7 protein-coding genes are annotated in these 14,665 nt (G+C 71.7%); 2 read left to right on the top strand and 5 right to left on the bottom strand.

Annotated elements, in window-relative coordinates; genetic code table 11:
* Positions 1-250 precede the first annotated feature (250 nt).
* Positions 251-7,903 (top strand): RHS repeat-associated core domain-containing protein, encoded by a 7,653-nt coding sequence (locus tag ABGB17_RS00525; protein ID WP_347625652.1) that lies wholly within the window; start codon positions 251-253, stop codon positions 7,901-7,903.
* A gap of 169 nt (positions 7,904-8,072) precedes the next feature.
* Positions 8,073-9,275 carry a hypothetical protein gene (locus ABGB17_RS00530; protein ID WP_347625653.1) on the top strand — a complete coding sequence of 401 codons (1,203 nt, stop codon included), beginning with the start codon at positions 8,073-8,075 and terminating at the stop codon, positions 9,273-9,275.
* Between the two features lie 219 nt (positions 9,276-9,494).
* Here ABGB17_RS00530 and ABGB17_RS00535 read toward each other — a convergent pair whose 3' ends face one another.
* From ABGB17_RS00535 to ABGB17_RS00555, 5 genes are all read right to left on the bottom strand, one after another.
* A complete protein-coding gene (locus ABGB17_RS00535; RefSeq protein WP_347625654.1) occupies positions 9,495-10,772 on the bottom strand; it encodes an ABC transporter substrate-binding protein in 1,278 nt (425 codons plus the stop codon).
* A gap of 1 nt (position 10,773) precedes the next feature.
* Positions 10,774-11,838, bottom strand: a complete 1,065-nt coding sequence (locus ABGB17_RS00540) for a branched-chain amino acid ABC transporter permease (RefSeq protein WP_347625960.1) — start codon at positions 11,836-11,838, stop codon at positions 10,774-10,776.
* Positions 11,839-12,091: 253 nt separating this feature from the next.
* On the bottom strand, positions 12,092-12,982 hold the full coding sequence (locus ABGB17_RS00545; RefSeq protein WP_347625655.1) for a branched-chain amino acid ABC transporter permease: 891 nt from the start codon (positions 12,980-12,982) through the stop codon (positions 12,092-12,094).
* The gene (locus ABGB17_RS00550) at positions 12,979-13,803 is read right to left on the bottom strand and encodes an ABC transporter ATP-binding protein (protein ID WP_347625656.1); all 825 of its coding nucleotides are present in this window, start codon (positions 13,801-13,803) and stop codon (positions 12,979-12,981) included. The genes ABGB17_RS00545 and ABGB17_RS00550 overlap by 4 nt, the downstream gene beginning before the upstream one ends.
* The gene (locus ABGB17_RS00555; protein WP_347625657.1) at positions 13,800-14,615 is read right to left on the bottom strand and encodes an ABC transporter ATP-binding protein; all 816 of its coding nucleotides are present in this window, start codon (positions 14,613-14,615) and stop codon (positions 13,800-13,802) included. The genes ABGB17_RS00550 and ABGB17_RS00555 overlap by 4 nt, the downstream gene beginning before the upstream one ends.
* Between the last annotated feature and the right edge of the window lie 50 nt (positions 14,616-14,665).

The raw sequence follows: 14,665 nt of genomic DNA on the forward strand, positions 1-14,665 counted from the left end.
CCCCTGAAGCGAGCGGCTTCCACAGATCCTGGTGGCGATCTCCTCCGGCTTGAACGCGATGCGAGTGAGGTCGGGGCGTGGTGGCGCTCGCGGACGGGGAACCGGGGGCGGGGCGTGACCCGTACTGGTCGGCGGATCGGGTCAATCGGATCTCCTTCGCTTCGGTCAGGAATGGTGCGTTCGTATGCGTCGCTCGGTGTTTCGCGGGTTATCGGCGGTCGTGGCGGTGGCCGTGGGGGGAGCCTTACTGGTGGGGGTGCCTGCCGCTCCGGCGGCGGCGGAGGCGGACCGGGCGGGGAACGCGGCGGGGCTGCTGGAAGCCGCGGGGGTCTCCGGAGGGAGCTCGGGGGGAGTCGGCCGGGCCAGTGCCACCGGGGCCTACACCACGGGATATCCGTTCCAGGTGCCGGTGGGGCATGGCGGGCTGACGCCGAGACTGGGGTTGTCGTACTCGTCCGACGGGCCGGTGCACGGCACGGTGGCGGCCGGGTGGTCGCTCACCGGCAGTGCCACGATCACGGTGGACGTGGCGGCGGGGACGGTGCGGCCGGAGTGGCCGCAGGGCGGGACGACGGAGGCGCCGCGCAACTTCACCGGGCCGAACGGGCCGCTGGTGCGCGACGACTCCCTGCCGAAGAGCTCGCCGCAGGCCGTGGGCTACCGCGCGCTGCACGACGCGAGCTTCACCCGGTTCGAGTACCTGGCGGGCACGGACTCGCCGTACTGGTGGCAGGCCTACGGCGCCGACGGGCGGGTGTCCAACTTCGGACTGAAGACGCAACACCCGTGGTCGGCGGCGCCGCTGGTGCGGGTGGCCGCGCCCGACGGGGAGAACGACCCGGCGGAACTGCGGTACGTCTACACCACGGTGGGACGGACGACGGCGGCGCCGGCCGCGGGACAGCCCCGGGAGTTCCTGCTCAGCAGGATCGAGTACGAGGCGCCGGGATCGGCCGACCCGTACGCGAAGGTCGAGTTGTCGTGGGGGGACCCGGCGTACTGCGGGAGCCCGGCCACGATGCCGGCGGTGGGGTCGCGGCTGGACTACCGGTCGGGCTTCCCACGGCTGTCGGGCACGCGCAAGCTCAACGCGGTGACGACGTACACGAAGAAGGTCTCCGGGCCGGGGTTCGACGTGCGGCACGAGTACGCGCTGGAGTACGCCGGCACCGATCAGTGTGACGGGGAGGTGTCCCCGTTCCGGCAACTGGCCGGGGTGCGGCCGGTGACGCACCGGCCCGCGGTGCCCGGTCAGTCGGCCGCACAGTTCGTCACGTTGCCGAAGACGACGTTCACCTACGGGCAGGCCGCCTCGTACGTGAAGGACGCGCATTACGGGCCGGCCAACGAGGTGACGAACCTCGGCCTGCCGGAGTCCGTCGACACCAACGTGCTGTCGCGGATGTCGCACCCGGACCTGTTCGCCCCGCCGGGGCCGCCGACGACCAGCACGGTGCCGTTCGGCGCGATCCCGGGTGACGGCTCGGCGCAACTGCCGAACGAGAACGGGCGGCCGTTCTACACCTCGGCCTGGCAGCTTTCCGCCGCGCAGGCCTCGGGGGAGAGCGTGCAGCAGACACTGGTGGACGTCAACGGTGACGGCCAACTGGACATGCTCAAGCGCAACGGCCCCGCTTTCGACCTGTCGGCCCCGGCGAACGCCCCGGCCACCGGCGGCTGCATGGTGGACGTGTACCTGAACCAGAACGGCCAGTTCGTCAAGCAGGACGGCAGCAACGCCGACAAGAGCAAGTTCCGGGCGTTCAGCCTGCGGCGGGCGTTCGCCGACATCCCGGTGGGCACGGGCGTGCCGGACAGCGGGGCGGGCGAGCTGCTGTGCGCCGGGCTGAACCGGTCGTTCTCACCGGCGGCCTCCGGCTGGCACGGCGACGCCTCCCGGCCGTGTTCCTCGGTGGAGGACTGGGGCGCGCCGGCGAGCTGGAAGTCGTGGCAGCAAGTGCGCCACGGGCTGGTGGACGTGACCGGTGACGGCAAGCCGGAGCTGGTCGCGCAGACGATCGCGTCGGTGACGTGCCCGTACGCCAGCACCGACGGGCTGGCGCCGCCGACCCGTTCCGAGGACGACGACACGGACTGGAAGCTGGAGTTCCATTTCCGCGACTCCGAGAACACCGGCCAGATCGTGCCGGTCACCAAGCGGTCGCTGTGGTGGTGGGTCTACGAGAACACCGGGTCCGGCTTCGCGGCGGCCCCGACACGGGTCCGGGCGGGCTGGGCGCGCGGCGGTGCCGCGCCGCAGGCCATGACCGACGCGCTGGCCCGGGTGCCCGAGATGGGCTTCCTCGGGGAGTTCGCGGCGCGGCCCGACAGCCAGGCGCCGATCAAGCAGACCGTGGCTTCGCTGCAGGACGTCAACGGGGACGGGTTCACCGACCTGGCGCACGACGGCGGGCACGTGGTGCTGGGCGAGAAGGGCGGGTTCACCGGCATCGGGGACCGGATCACGCTGCCCGGCACGGGGCAGCCGGGTGACGACAACTACGACCTGGCGCCCCGCATGGACAAGCACAGCGACGACTGCGACGTCGATTTCGAGGACTTCGTCGGCTACCTGGCCGGCGGGGCGGCGCTCGACGTCAACGCCGACGGCCTGGTGGACCGGGTCGTCAAGGTGGACCCGGACGGCGGCGACAAGTGCCAGGCGGGCCAGGACCCGTCGGCCGGCACGAAGGTGATCTTCAACACCGGCTACGGGTTCGCGTCCGCCGCCGACGACGGGCAGGTGATGTTCTCGCAGAACTCGCCCGACACCCAGGACCTGCGGTCCTTCCACACCAGGGAGGACGCCTACGACTGGCAGGGCTACCCGTACGCGGCGGATCGCACCGGCCGCGCCAGGTTCACCGACGTGGACGGCGACAGGCTGCCCGACCTGCTGTTCTACGACCGCACAGGCGGCGGCCGGGGCATGCTGTACGCGGGCGGCGGCCGGCAGTGGGTGACCGGCCACGTGGCCGACGTGCCGGTGGCGCGGGCGCTGGCCGGGGTGGCCAAGGTGCACCCGGCCGGGACGCTGCGCCAGGACGGCGGCGGCGCGGCGCTCAACGAGTGGGCGGACCGGGGCGACTACCGGCACACCTACGCCAAGGCGGCCGACCTGAACGGCGACGGCCTGCTGGACCTGCTGAGCGACGACGACAACGACGGCAAGGCGGAGGTCCGCTACGCCAAGAAGATCGTCGGCAGTGGTGTCACGGCGGCGCCGGCGCGGCTGCTCCGCACGATGTCCAACGGCAAGGGGGCCACGACCACGGTCGACTACCTGCACGACACGGCGGCCCGCAAGTGGGTGGCCAGGAGCGTGAACAACGACCCGGGGCACGGCCAGCCCGCCGTGTTCACCAGCTTCCGTTACATCAAGCCGGTCTTCACGCAGGGGCCCTACGGGCGGGACGCGCTACGCGGGTACACCGAGGTGCACACCCTCGGCAACGCCAACGACACCTCGGCCGCCGACGACGTGACGCGCGTGACGCGCTACGACTACCAGTTCCTGCCGTCCGGTGTGCCGACCCTGTCGGCGACCGTGCTGGGCCGGCAGGTGAACGCCACCGGCCTGACCGACGACCAACCGGGCGTCATGAGCCTGGTCGACCACGCCCACCAGATGCGGCCGGTCGGATCCCGGGCACCGGGCATGCGCGCCGACTACCCGATCTACGTGGCGCTGCCCGAGCGTGACACCGCCTACACCTGTACCGGGACCACGGGCCAGACCCCGGTGGCCTGCCGCGGCAGCGGGTCGCAGGTGCGCACCGAGACCGCGTGGACGCAACTGACCTCCGACGGTGCCTTCGCGGCGTTCGTGCCGTCGGTCCAGGAGACGCGCTTCACCGACGCCGAGGGGAGGACCGAGGTCCGGCGGGCCGTGCCGGCCTTCAACCTGGCCTGGGACGGTGGCACCTTCAACGTGGCGCCCGACAAGACCGTCGACTCGATCCTGCGCGACGGCGAGCACACCGTGCTGGGGGAGACGCGCTACACCTACCACGACACGGCGTTCCGCCGGGTCAAGACCGTCACCGCCGACCCCGCCGACCCGGCGGTGGCGGAACGCACCGCCTACATCGCCTACCACGACGCCTCGGCCGGTACCAAGCGGCATCTGCCGGCCAAGACGTGGGCACCCGAGCAGTACGCCCGACATGTGGAAAGCCCTGCGGGGTTCGACCCAGGGGTCAGTGGCGCGTTCACCGCGTACGACTACGACGCCACCGGTGTGCACTTGACCAAGGTGGTCAACCCGGTCGGGCACACCGTCGAGACCGTGGCCGACCCGGCCACCGGTCAGGTGCTGGACACCTTCGGCCCCAACTACTCCTGCCCGGACGGCACCGACGTCGGCACCACGCCGGACCCGGCCACCGGCTGCACCTTCGCCACCGCGCGCGGCGCCGGCCTGGTCGAACGTTTCCACACGGACGTGGACGGCCTCGGCCGCCCGGTCAAGAACACCGCCTACCGCATCGGGGACCCCGGCAGTGGGGTGGAGCTCTTCCGGGCCACCTACAACGACCTGGCCTTCGAGTCCGACACCAGTAAGCGGGTCTCGGTGGTCACCGAGTCCCTGGTCGGCGACCACCTCGACGGCCGGCGGCAGTTCTCCCACAACACCGTGGAGGTCGACGGGTTCGGGCGGACGCTGCGCGGCGCGGTGGTGCAGAACGACAGCGTGACCCGGGTCACCACGGTGGCCTACAACTACCAGGGGCTGCCGGCCAAGGCCACAGGTCCGGCCGGCGACGGCCAGGGCACCGTCACCGCGGTGTACGGCTACGACGGCCTCGGCCGTCCGCTGACGGTGGGCGAGCAGGCCGGCGCCACCGACCTGCGGGTCCTCGCTCGTCAGTCCTACAGCTACGACGGGCTGACGGTGACCGCCACCCAGCACACCGCCGTGCTGACCCCGACCGGCGACATCGACGAGGACGGCGACGGCTCGCCCGCCTCCCGCAAGACGATCACCACCGACTCGATCGGCCGGCTCGTCGCGGTCGCCGAGAAGTGGCGGCCCCCGCAGGACGACGCCGTCACCCGCTACACCTACGACGCCTTCGGCACCGCGTCGGTCATCGACGCCGACGGTGTGACCACCACGCTCAGCCATGACTACTTCGGCGATCGGCGCAAGGTGCGTCGGCCCGGCCCGGACGGCGGCCGTGTCTGGAGCTTCGGCTACGACCGCAACGGGCAGCGGGTCACGATGACCGAACCCGTGCCCGGCGACGCCGACGCCGCCGACTACACCCACCACACCGCCTACGACGACCTCGGCCGCACGGTCCGGTTCACCCCGGCGGTGCGGGACCTGGACGCGGCCGAACAGGCCCGGTTCCAGGCCGGGCCCGATCACTCGACCACTTACACCTACGACACCCCGCACGAGTCGCTGGACGCGGCCGCCGGAGAGGCGAACCACACCATCGGCCGTGTGACCTTCACCAGCTCACCGGCGGCGACGAGCATCACCACCTACAACGCCTTCGGCCTGCCCACCGCGAGCAGCCAGAGGCTGTCACCGGGCCTGACCGGCCAGCTGACCGGCCTGCCCGGCATCGGCGACACGCTGGCCGCGACCCTGACCTACGACGAGGACGGGTTGCAGGCCAAGGCCGTCCAGCACACCGCACGCGACGGCGCCGGGCAGGCCACCTTCACCGGTCCGGCCGTGCACGCCGCCGGCTTCGACCGCGACGGCGCTCCCGTCGCCGTCGGCGTCGACCTCGGCACACGCGGCACCATGACCATCGCCCACGACCGCAACGCCGGCGGCCTGGTCACCGCACGGCGCGTCAACACCGGCGAGCTCCCCGGCTTCGCCGCGCCGCTCACCCGCTACAGCCATGACCGCTACGGCCGCCTGACCGGGCTGCAGACCGTCGCCTTCGGCCAGAACGGCGCCGAACTGCAGCGTTACAAGCAGACCGTGGCCTACCTCGACAACGGCCAGGTCGGGCAGACCGACGATTACCTCGGCGAGACCACCGATCCCGTCACCACCACCTACGCCTACAACCACCGCGGGGAGCTGGAGAGCGCGATGGCTCCCGACTACTACGCACTCCTCGGCGTGCGCGCCTCCGGCCGCCTGGACTTCGTCAGCGTCGCCGACCTCGGGGACCCCGCCCAGCCCGTGCCGGGCAAGCGCCTGATCTCCCGCAACGTCACCTACCGCTACCAGGATCCCGGCGACCCCGCCACGGGGGCCGACCCGCTGCGGCTGGCCGGGCTGCACGTCGACGACGGCACGCAGGACGGCTACGACCTGGCCGCCTACCTCTACGACGAGGCGGGCAACACCACCAGGCGCACCCTGGCCGACCCCGTGACCGGCGCGCCCGGCACCACCTACACCCAGCGCTGGGACGGCCCGTCCGGCCTGCGCGAGGTCACGAACGAAAGCAGCGGAGAAAGCGAGACCTACTTCTACGACGGCGGCAGCCGGATCGCCGCCGTCAGCAGGAACGCGCAGGACACGGTCACCCGGGTACGGCGCTACTTCGGCGCCCAGGAGATCGTGTACACCCCCGGCGGGCAGCCCGAGTACCGGCAGAACCTCAGCCTGGCCGGTGACACCATCGGCCGTGTCGACGGCGACGCCGGGTCGGGCACCCTGGAGCACTACACCACCGGCCCGCAGGGTCACCACGTGCTCGCCCTGGCCGCCGAGGACGCCGCCACCCGGCGCGTCACCCGCTACGGCGCGTTCGGCGAGGTCCTGTCCAGCTTCACCGCCGAGGCGAACGGTCAGCCCGCCGCCGCAGGGAAGTACCCGCAGGAGTTCAACGGAAAGGACTACGACCCGGTCGGCGACCTGCTCGCCTATGGCGCCCGCTCCTACGACGCGCTGGCCATGCAGTGGACGTCCGCCGATCCGCTGTTCCTGGCGGCGCCGGACCTCGACCCGGCCAACCCCGTCTCGGCCAACCTCTACACCTTCACCGGCAACAACCCGATCGGCCGCGTCGACCCCACCGGTTTGTCCGACGAGCCCGTCGGCGGCGGCGAGAGCCTGTGCCCACCCGACATGAGCTGCGCCCCCGCCCCGCCCGAGGTGATCTATCCTGAATCGCCCGCCGAGCCCGAAGCCCCCGCCGCCGACCCCGGCACGGCCGAATGCGGCCCCGACGAGGTGCCGGGCTGCGTCTCGGTCGGACCTGACGCCACCGGCATCAGCGACGACCCCGCCGAGGAGGAGATCGACAAGTCCGGCGAGGTGTCCCTCTACGAGGACGCCATGGCCGACTACAGAGAGCGCTACGACGCCTGGGACACCGTGCCGCAGAAATGGTTCAGCCACTCCTGCGACTGCTGGCTGGAAGGCCTCTACCGGGATTACGTGATCGACGCCGCGATCACCGCCGTGAAGGACGGCCTCGAAGATGGTCGTGGACTCAGGCTCCGCGGACCCAGGCCTGGAGGAGGCGGATTCCGCATCCAAACCGGCAATTCGGGCGGCGGCAGATCAGGTAATGTCATCCCCTTCCCCGGCGCTGCCGCCCCCAAGGATCAGGCGAAGCCCAGGCCGGCGAACCCGCCCGCCGGGAAGTCGGGCAATCCCGTACTCGATGTGAACAGGGAGACCCTGCAGAACGAGTTCTACAACGCGGCGAGCAACAATCGCGTTCAGTTCAATGGCAAGCGGTACACACCCATCGTGGTCAACAACACCACCGGCGAGATCGTCGAAGTCGGCAAAGGTGCATGGCGAAACCCCATGGTTGCCCATGGACACGCGAGTGTCGTCGAGATCGGGCAAAGAATCAATCGCGATCTGACGGCTGGAAGAGCTTATGTCTCCACCGTCCATGGAGAGCTTTCTGCGGAGGCGAGGATGAACCTGAACGCGTCCCTGCAATACATCAACCAAGGTCCCCAGTGACCTTCTCGGTTCGATGAGACGATCGGGGGCGCCTGCCGGGCCGCAGGCGCCCCCGGGCAGGGGAACGCGGGGCGGGGGCTGACGTGGGGTTGGCCGTCCCCTGACCTTGGTCCTCCTAGCGTGACCGTAGCCGGTGCCGAGCCGGTGGCGGGCGACGAAGGGGCGGGGTATGCGGGGGCTGACATCGGTACGGCGGCGGAGGGCGTACGGCGTGTGGCCGGTCGTCGTGGTGGTGGTCGCGGTGGTGGGGTGTTCGAGAGGGGAGGTGCCGCGGGCTGCCGTCACGGCGTCCGCGTCCGCCACGGCGCCGGCCTCGCCGGGGGAGGAGGGGGAGCAGAGGGCCGGGGACGCGGCGGCGGCGCGCATGGGGCGGGAGAAGGTGGACGTCTACCGGCACGATCGGGCCGGGATGCTGAGTCCGGTGGTGGCGGGGTTCCCGTCGCTGGTTTACGTGCCCAACAGTGACAGCGGGACGGTCAGTGTGATCGATCCGAGGACGTACCGGATCGTGCGGCACTTCAGGGTGGGGAAGAGGCCGCAGCATGTGGTGCCGTCGTGGGACCTGAAGACCCTGTGGGTGAACAACAACGAGGGGAACACGCTCACGCCGATCGACCCGGCCACGGGGAAGCCGGGGGCGCCGATCGTGGTGGAGGACCCGTACAACCTGTACTTCAGCCCGGACGGGACGACGGCGCTGGTGATGGCGGAGCGGCTCAACCGGCTGGACTTCCGGGATCCACGCAGCTTCAAGCTCCGGCACTCGATGGACATGCCGTGCCGGGGGGTCAATCACGCCGACTTCACCGTGGACGGCGGCACCATGCTGGCCAGTTGCGAGTTCTCCGGGCATCTGGTGGCCATCGACCTCAAGGACCGCAAGGTACGCAAGCGCATCGCTCTGCCGGGGCACAGCATGCCGCAGGACGTGAAGCTGTCGCCGGACGGGACCACCTTCTATGTCGCGGACATGGCCAAGGGCGGGGTCTGGCTGGTGGACGCCGGCCGGTTCGCGGTCGACAAGTTCGTGCCGACCGGGGCCGGTGCCCACGGGTTGTACGTCAGCCGCGACTCGCGTGAGCTGTATGTCTCCAACCGGGGCGCCGGGTCGGTGTCGGTGGTGTCGTTCGCCAAGCGCAAGCCGGTGGACACCTGGCGCATCCCCGGTGGCGGGTCGCCCGACATGGGGGGTGTGTCGGCGGACGGCCGGCGTCTGTGGCTGGCCGGGCGGTACCACGGGGTCGTGTACGTCTTCGACACCGTCAAGGGGCGGCTGATCCGTACCATTCCGGTTGGCGCCGGGCCGCACGGGCTCGCGGTGTACCCGCAGCCGGGACGGTACTCCCTGGGGCACACCGGAGTGTTCCGCTGACGTTCACCGGGCCGGGCGCCGTACCCCTTCTCGCCGCGCCGGCGCCGGAAGAGAGGTGCCGGGTGGCCGGGAGACCCGGGCCACCCGGCGAAGGTGGGTGGGCGGCCGGGAGACCCGGGTCGCCCGGCGAAGGTGGGTGGGCGGTCAGGCGACCCGGCGAAGGGGCGTGGTCAGGGCGCCGGATGTGCCGGTGCGGTGGTGGGTGTCCGGTGCGGGGGGTCAGCCGACGGGGACCTGGTACTCCCTGGCGAGGTCGGAGGCCGCGGCCTGCTTGAAGATGACGGAGCCGCCGATGGCGTCCTTGTCGGGCTTGACGATGTAGGAGTTGCGGGACGCGGGCTGGTCGGGGTGGGAGAAGTCCATGGGGGAGCCGAAGCCGGCGTCCCAGGACGGGGTGGAGCGGTGGGCCTTGACGATGCCTTCGCGGGTCAGGTCCTTGGCTCCGCAGGCCTTCTTGAGGGCGTCGCCGACGATGTTGGCGGCCCAGTAGCCGGAGGTCACGCCGCTGTCGAGTTGCTGGCCGGGGTACTTGGCCTGGTAGTCGGCCACCAGTTTCTTGATGGCGGGCAGGTCGGCGCTGAGGGGGGTGCCGGCGGTCATGATGTAGTAGTCCTTGAGCAGCGCGGGGGCCGCGGGGGTGGCGAGCAACTGAGGGCTGTACGCGGAGTTGCTGCCGACGAAGGGGACGTCCATGCCCCGGGCCAGGGAGACGCCTACCAGGGACGCGGCCTGGCGGGGGCCGACCGAGACCAGGACGGCTTTGACGCCGGCGGCCTTGAACGCGGAGACCTGGCCGGTCATGTCCTGGTCGGTGGCCTTGATCTTCTGCTCGACCACGGTGAGGCCCAGTTTGCCCGCGGCGTACTTGGAGCCGTTGAGGGCGCTCTCGCCGTAGTCGCCTTCGAAGTACAGGTGGCCGATCTTGTCGCCGGACTTGATGCCCTTCTCCTTCACCAGGAAGTCCACGCCGTTGATCATGTCGATGTCGTAGGTGGTGCCGGTGACCTGGATGGCCTGGGTGCCGAGCAGCCCGGTGGCCCAGGCCATGGGCAGGGTGAGGAGCTTGTCGCCCTCGATGCGCTGCTTGAGGGCCGCGACCATGGGGGAGCCGACGAACTGGCTGATCGCGGCCGACTTGGGGGCGATCTCGGTGTACGCGGCCACCGCCTTCTGCGCGTCGTAGCCGTGGTCGCGCACGAGGGGCTCCACGGTGCGGCCGCAGATCCCGCCCTGGGTGTTGAGCTGCTCGAAGTAGAGCTGCTGCGCCTGGGTCAGGCTCTTGCCGAGGGACGCGTACGGGCCGGTCAGGTCGGTGAGGACCCCAATGGTGATCTTGTCGGCGGTGACGCCGGGGCCGGTCTTCACGCCGTCGCCCGCGGGGGCGGTCGCGCTGTCACCGCCGGTGGCCTTGCCGCTGGCGCAGCCGGAGACTGCCAGCGCGAGCGCCGCCAATGTGGCCACGGTCGCCGCTCCGGTGCGGATGCCGAACTTGCCCATGTCAGCTCCTGGGGTCGGGGGAGGAGGGATCGGTGGAAGAGGAGGGCGGGCGTCTCGCGCGCAGGCGTGCCGCGAGGCCCATCAGGCCGCCGGGCAGGAACAGCACCACGGTGACGACGGCGGCGCCGTACAGGATGCGGGCCGCCTCTGCGGGGGACACCCCGCCAGAACCGGGTTCGGCGATCATGGGGAGGGCGTCGCTGTAGCGGGTGAGCAACTGGGGGAGCATCGAGACGAACACGGCGCCGAGGATCGCGCCGCCGACGGAGCCGAGCCCGCCGATGACGATCATGGCGAGGTAGTCCAGGGACAGCAGCACGCCGAAGTACTCGGGCACGGTGCGCTGGAACACCAGGGCGAGCATCACGCCGGCGAGGCCCGCGTACATCGAGGACAGCACGAAGACGCCGGCGCGGTACCGGGCCACCGGCACGCCCATCACCCCGGCGGCGATCTCGTGGTCCCTGATGGTGTTCATGGCGCGACCGGGACGGCCGCGCAGCACGCCGCGGGCGAAGACGGCGGCGCCGAGCAGCAGGACCAGACCGAGGAACCAGAGGCGTTCCAGCGCGCCGAACGGCACGTTCAGCAGCACCAGCTCCGGGGTGTCGGCGAAGGTCAGGCCGAACAGTTCCATGGGCGGCACCGCGCGGCCGTTGTAGCCGCCGGTGACGGGCTCGGCGTTGAACAGCAGGTGCTGGCCGAGGAAGATCAGCGCGATGGTCGCGATGCCGAGGTAGGCGCCCTTGAGCCGTCCCGCGATCGGGCTGAACAGGCCGCCCGCGAGGCCCGCGGTGAGCACCGCCAGCACGGCGGCGAGCGGCGCGGGCAGCCCGAGGCCGAGCAGTCCGTCCTGCCCGGGGTCGGCGAAGTACACGTAGCCGTACGCGCCGACGGCCAGGAAGAAGGCGTGCCCCATGGAGAGCTGGCCGGTGGAGCCGGTGAGCAGGTTGATGCCGATGGCGCCCACCGCCGCCGACATCGCGAACAGCCCGGTCTGCAGCCAGAACCCCTCCAGGTAGAACGGGATCGCGACCGCCACCACTGTGACGGCGGCCCACACCACGACGCGTACCGTCCGGGCCCGGGTGAGGGTGCCCGGCCGCGCCGGCGCCTCCGCCCGTACGTCCGCCGATGCTGAAATTTCGGATATGTCGGGCGAGGTGGAGGCGCCGGGGGCAGGAGGAGGCGGAGCGGGGTCACGAGGCGCGGACGCGGGGGTGGTCCCGTCGGTGTGGCCCGGTGCGGGGGTGGTTCCGCCGGTGTGGTCCGGTGCGGGGGTGGTCTCGCCGGTGTGGCCCGTTGTCGTTCTGGGGGTGTCAGACACGGGCCGTCTCCCTTGTGCCGAAGAGGCCGGAGGGGCGCCAGAGCAGGATGAGGATCATCACGAGGAAGGGGGCCACGTCGCCGATGCCGCGGCCGAGGAAGGCCAGCTGGTTCTGGTAGCCGGTCATCAGGGCCTCGGTGACGCCGACGAGCAAGCCGCCGACCAGTGCGCCGGTGGTGGAGTCCAGGCCGCCGAGGATGGCGGCCGGGAAGGCCTTGATGGCGACCAGCGCGGTGCCGCGGTCGAGGCCGGGGGTGGGGAAGACGCAGAGGAACACCGCGGCCACGGCGGCCAGGGCGCCGGCCACGGCCCAGGCGCTCAGGGAGACGCGGCCCAGACGGATGCCCATGAGGGCGGCGGTCTCGGCGTCTTCGGCGGCGGCGCGCATCGCCACGCCCCAGCCCGTGAACTTGAAGGCCAGGAGGAAGGCGGTGATCAGGGCCGCGGCGGTGGCCAGGGCGACGAGGCGGACCTCGGCGATGGTGACGCCGCCGAGAGTGATGACGGCGCTGCCCCAGGGGTCGCCGAGCGCCAGGATCTCGGTGCCGATGCGGCGGGTCAGCTCGGCGGTGAGGACGATGTCGACGCCGATGGTGACGATGGCGAGGACGCTGTGGGACAGCACGTTGGCGCGGCGGATGACGAGGAACTCGACCAGGGCGGCGACGATCGCGGCGGTGGCGATGCCGGCCAGCAGGGCGAGCCAGAAACCGATGACGGGCTGGGCGCGGGCGACGACGTAGCCGCCGGCCAGGAGCAGGGAGGCGTGGGCGAAGTTCACGACCTCGGTGGCTTTGAAGATGATGACGAAGCCGAGGGCGATGAGGGCGTACACGGCGCCGATCGAGACGCCGTTGACCAGGAGCTCCAGGAAGGTGATCACGCGCTCTCCTCGCTCGCGCCGAGGTAGGCGCGGATGACCTGTGGATCGCCCTGCACCTGCGCGGGCGCGCCGTCGGCGATGCGGCGGCCGAAGTCGAGCACGGTGACGCGGTCGGCGAGGCGCATCACCACCCCCATGTCGTGCTCGACCAGCACGATGGAGATGCCGAGGCTGTCGCGCACCGCCCTGATCAGGTCGGCGATCTCGGCACGCTCGGCGCCGTTCATGCCCGCGACCGGCTCGTCGAGCAGCAGCAGCCGCGGCTCCATGCACAGCGCGCGGGCCAGCTCGACCCGTTTCTGCACGCCGTACGGCAGCAGCCCTACCGGGGTGGCCAGCAGGCTGCCGATCCCGGCGAACTCGGCGATCTCCGCGACCCGCGCACGGTGCCGTGCCGCTTCGGCCCGCGCGGACGGCAGCCGCAGCCCGGCGGAGACGAACCCCGCGCGGGTCAGCCGGTGCCGCCCGAGCATCAGGTTGTCGGCCACCGGCATGCGCCGCGACAACGCGATGTTCTGGAACGTGCGGGCCACGCCGAGCGCCGCGATGCGGTGCGGCGGCAGCCCGGTGAGCTCCGCGCCGCCGTACCGCACGCTGCCCGAGGTGGCCTTGTAGACCCCCGACAGCACGTTGAAGCACGTCGACTTGCCCGCGCCGTTCGGGCCGATGACCGCGTGCACGGTGCCCGGTGCCACGGTGAAGCTCACCCCGTCCAGGGCGGTGAGCCCGGCGAACCGCACCGTCACGTCCCTGACCTCCAGAGGAAGCGGCACCGGCGTGACGGACTCCGACATACCGTCCGGTTGGTATGAAGCGGTCATGCGAACCACCTCGTCAGCGTCCGGCGCGGCGCGGCCCGACGGGCGGGTTCCGGCTCGGCCATGCCGAGGTAGCGCCGCCGGACCTCGTCACCGGCGGCGAGGTCCGCGGTGGGCCCCTCCAGGGCGACCTCGCCGACCTCAAGCACGTAGGCGTACGAGGCCAGCGACAGCGCCAGCGTGACGTTCTGCTCGACCAGCAGCACCGACGTGCCCGCGGCGTTGATCTCGCGGACGGTCTCGCCGATGCGGGCCGCCACCAGCGGCGCGAGGCCCAGCGTCGGCTCGTCCAGCAGGAGCAGCGACGGCCGGGCCATCAGCGCCCTGCCGATGGCGAGCATCTGCTGTTCCCCGCCGGACAGCAGCCCGGCCCGCTGGTGGGCCCGTTCGGCCAGCACGGGGAACAGCGCGTGCACCCGTTCGCGGGCCAGGGCCGCCTCCTTGGCGCCGCCCCGCGCGCCGAGCGAGCCGGCCCGCAGGTTCTCCTCCACGGTCATGCGGGCGAACACCCGCCGGCCCTCCGGCACCTGGGTGACGCCCCGCGCCACCACCCCGGGCGCCGGCACCCCGGACAGCCGTGTGCCGCGCCAGGTGATGTCGCCGCCGCCGATGCCGCCGCGGTGGAAGCGCAGCGTGCCGGAGATGGCCCGTAACAACGTGGACTTGCCCGCGCCGTTGGTGCCGAGCACGGCGACCACCGCGCCCGCCGGGACCCGCAGGGACACCCCGCGAAGGGCCCGCACCGGTCCGTATCCCACCACCAGGCCGGTGACCGCGAGCCCGCCGTCCGCGGCCGGTGACGCCGTGGCCTCCATCGTTCCCTCCAGCAGAGTCGGTGGGCACACCAAAACGCCGCACGCGCACC

Origin of the sequence: Sphaerisporangium sp. B11E5, assembly GCF_039871875.1 — a bacterium.
GTDB lineage: Bacteria > Actinomycetota > Actinomycetes > Streptosporangiales > Streptosporangiaceae > Sphaerisporangium.

Coding starts and splice junctions, on each gene's coding strand:
- ABGB17_RS00530 (WP_347625653.1), top strand. CDS start 8,073: ATGCGGGGGCTGACATCGGTACGGCGGCGGAGGGCGTACGGCGTGTGG.
- ABGB17_RS00535 (WP_347625654.1), bottom strand. CDS start 10,772: ATGGGCAAGTTCGGCATCCGCACCGGAGCGGCGACCGTGGCCACATTG.
- ABGB17_RS00550 (WP_347625656.1), bottom strand. CDS start 13,803: ATGACCGCTTCATACCAACCGGACGGTATGTCGGAGTCCGTCACGCCG.
- ABGB17_RS00555 (WP_347625657.1), bottom strand. CDS start 14,615: ATGGAGGCCACGGCGTCACCGGCCGCGGACGGCGGGCTCGCGGTCACC.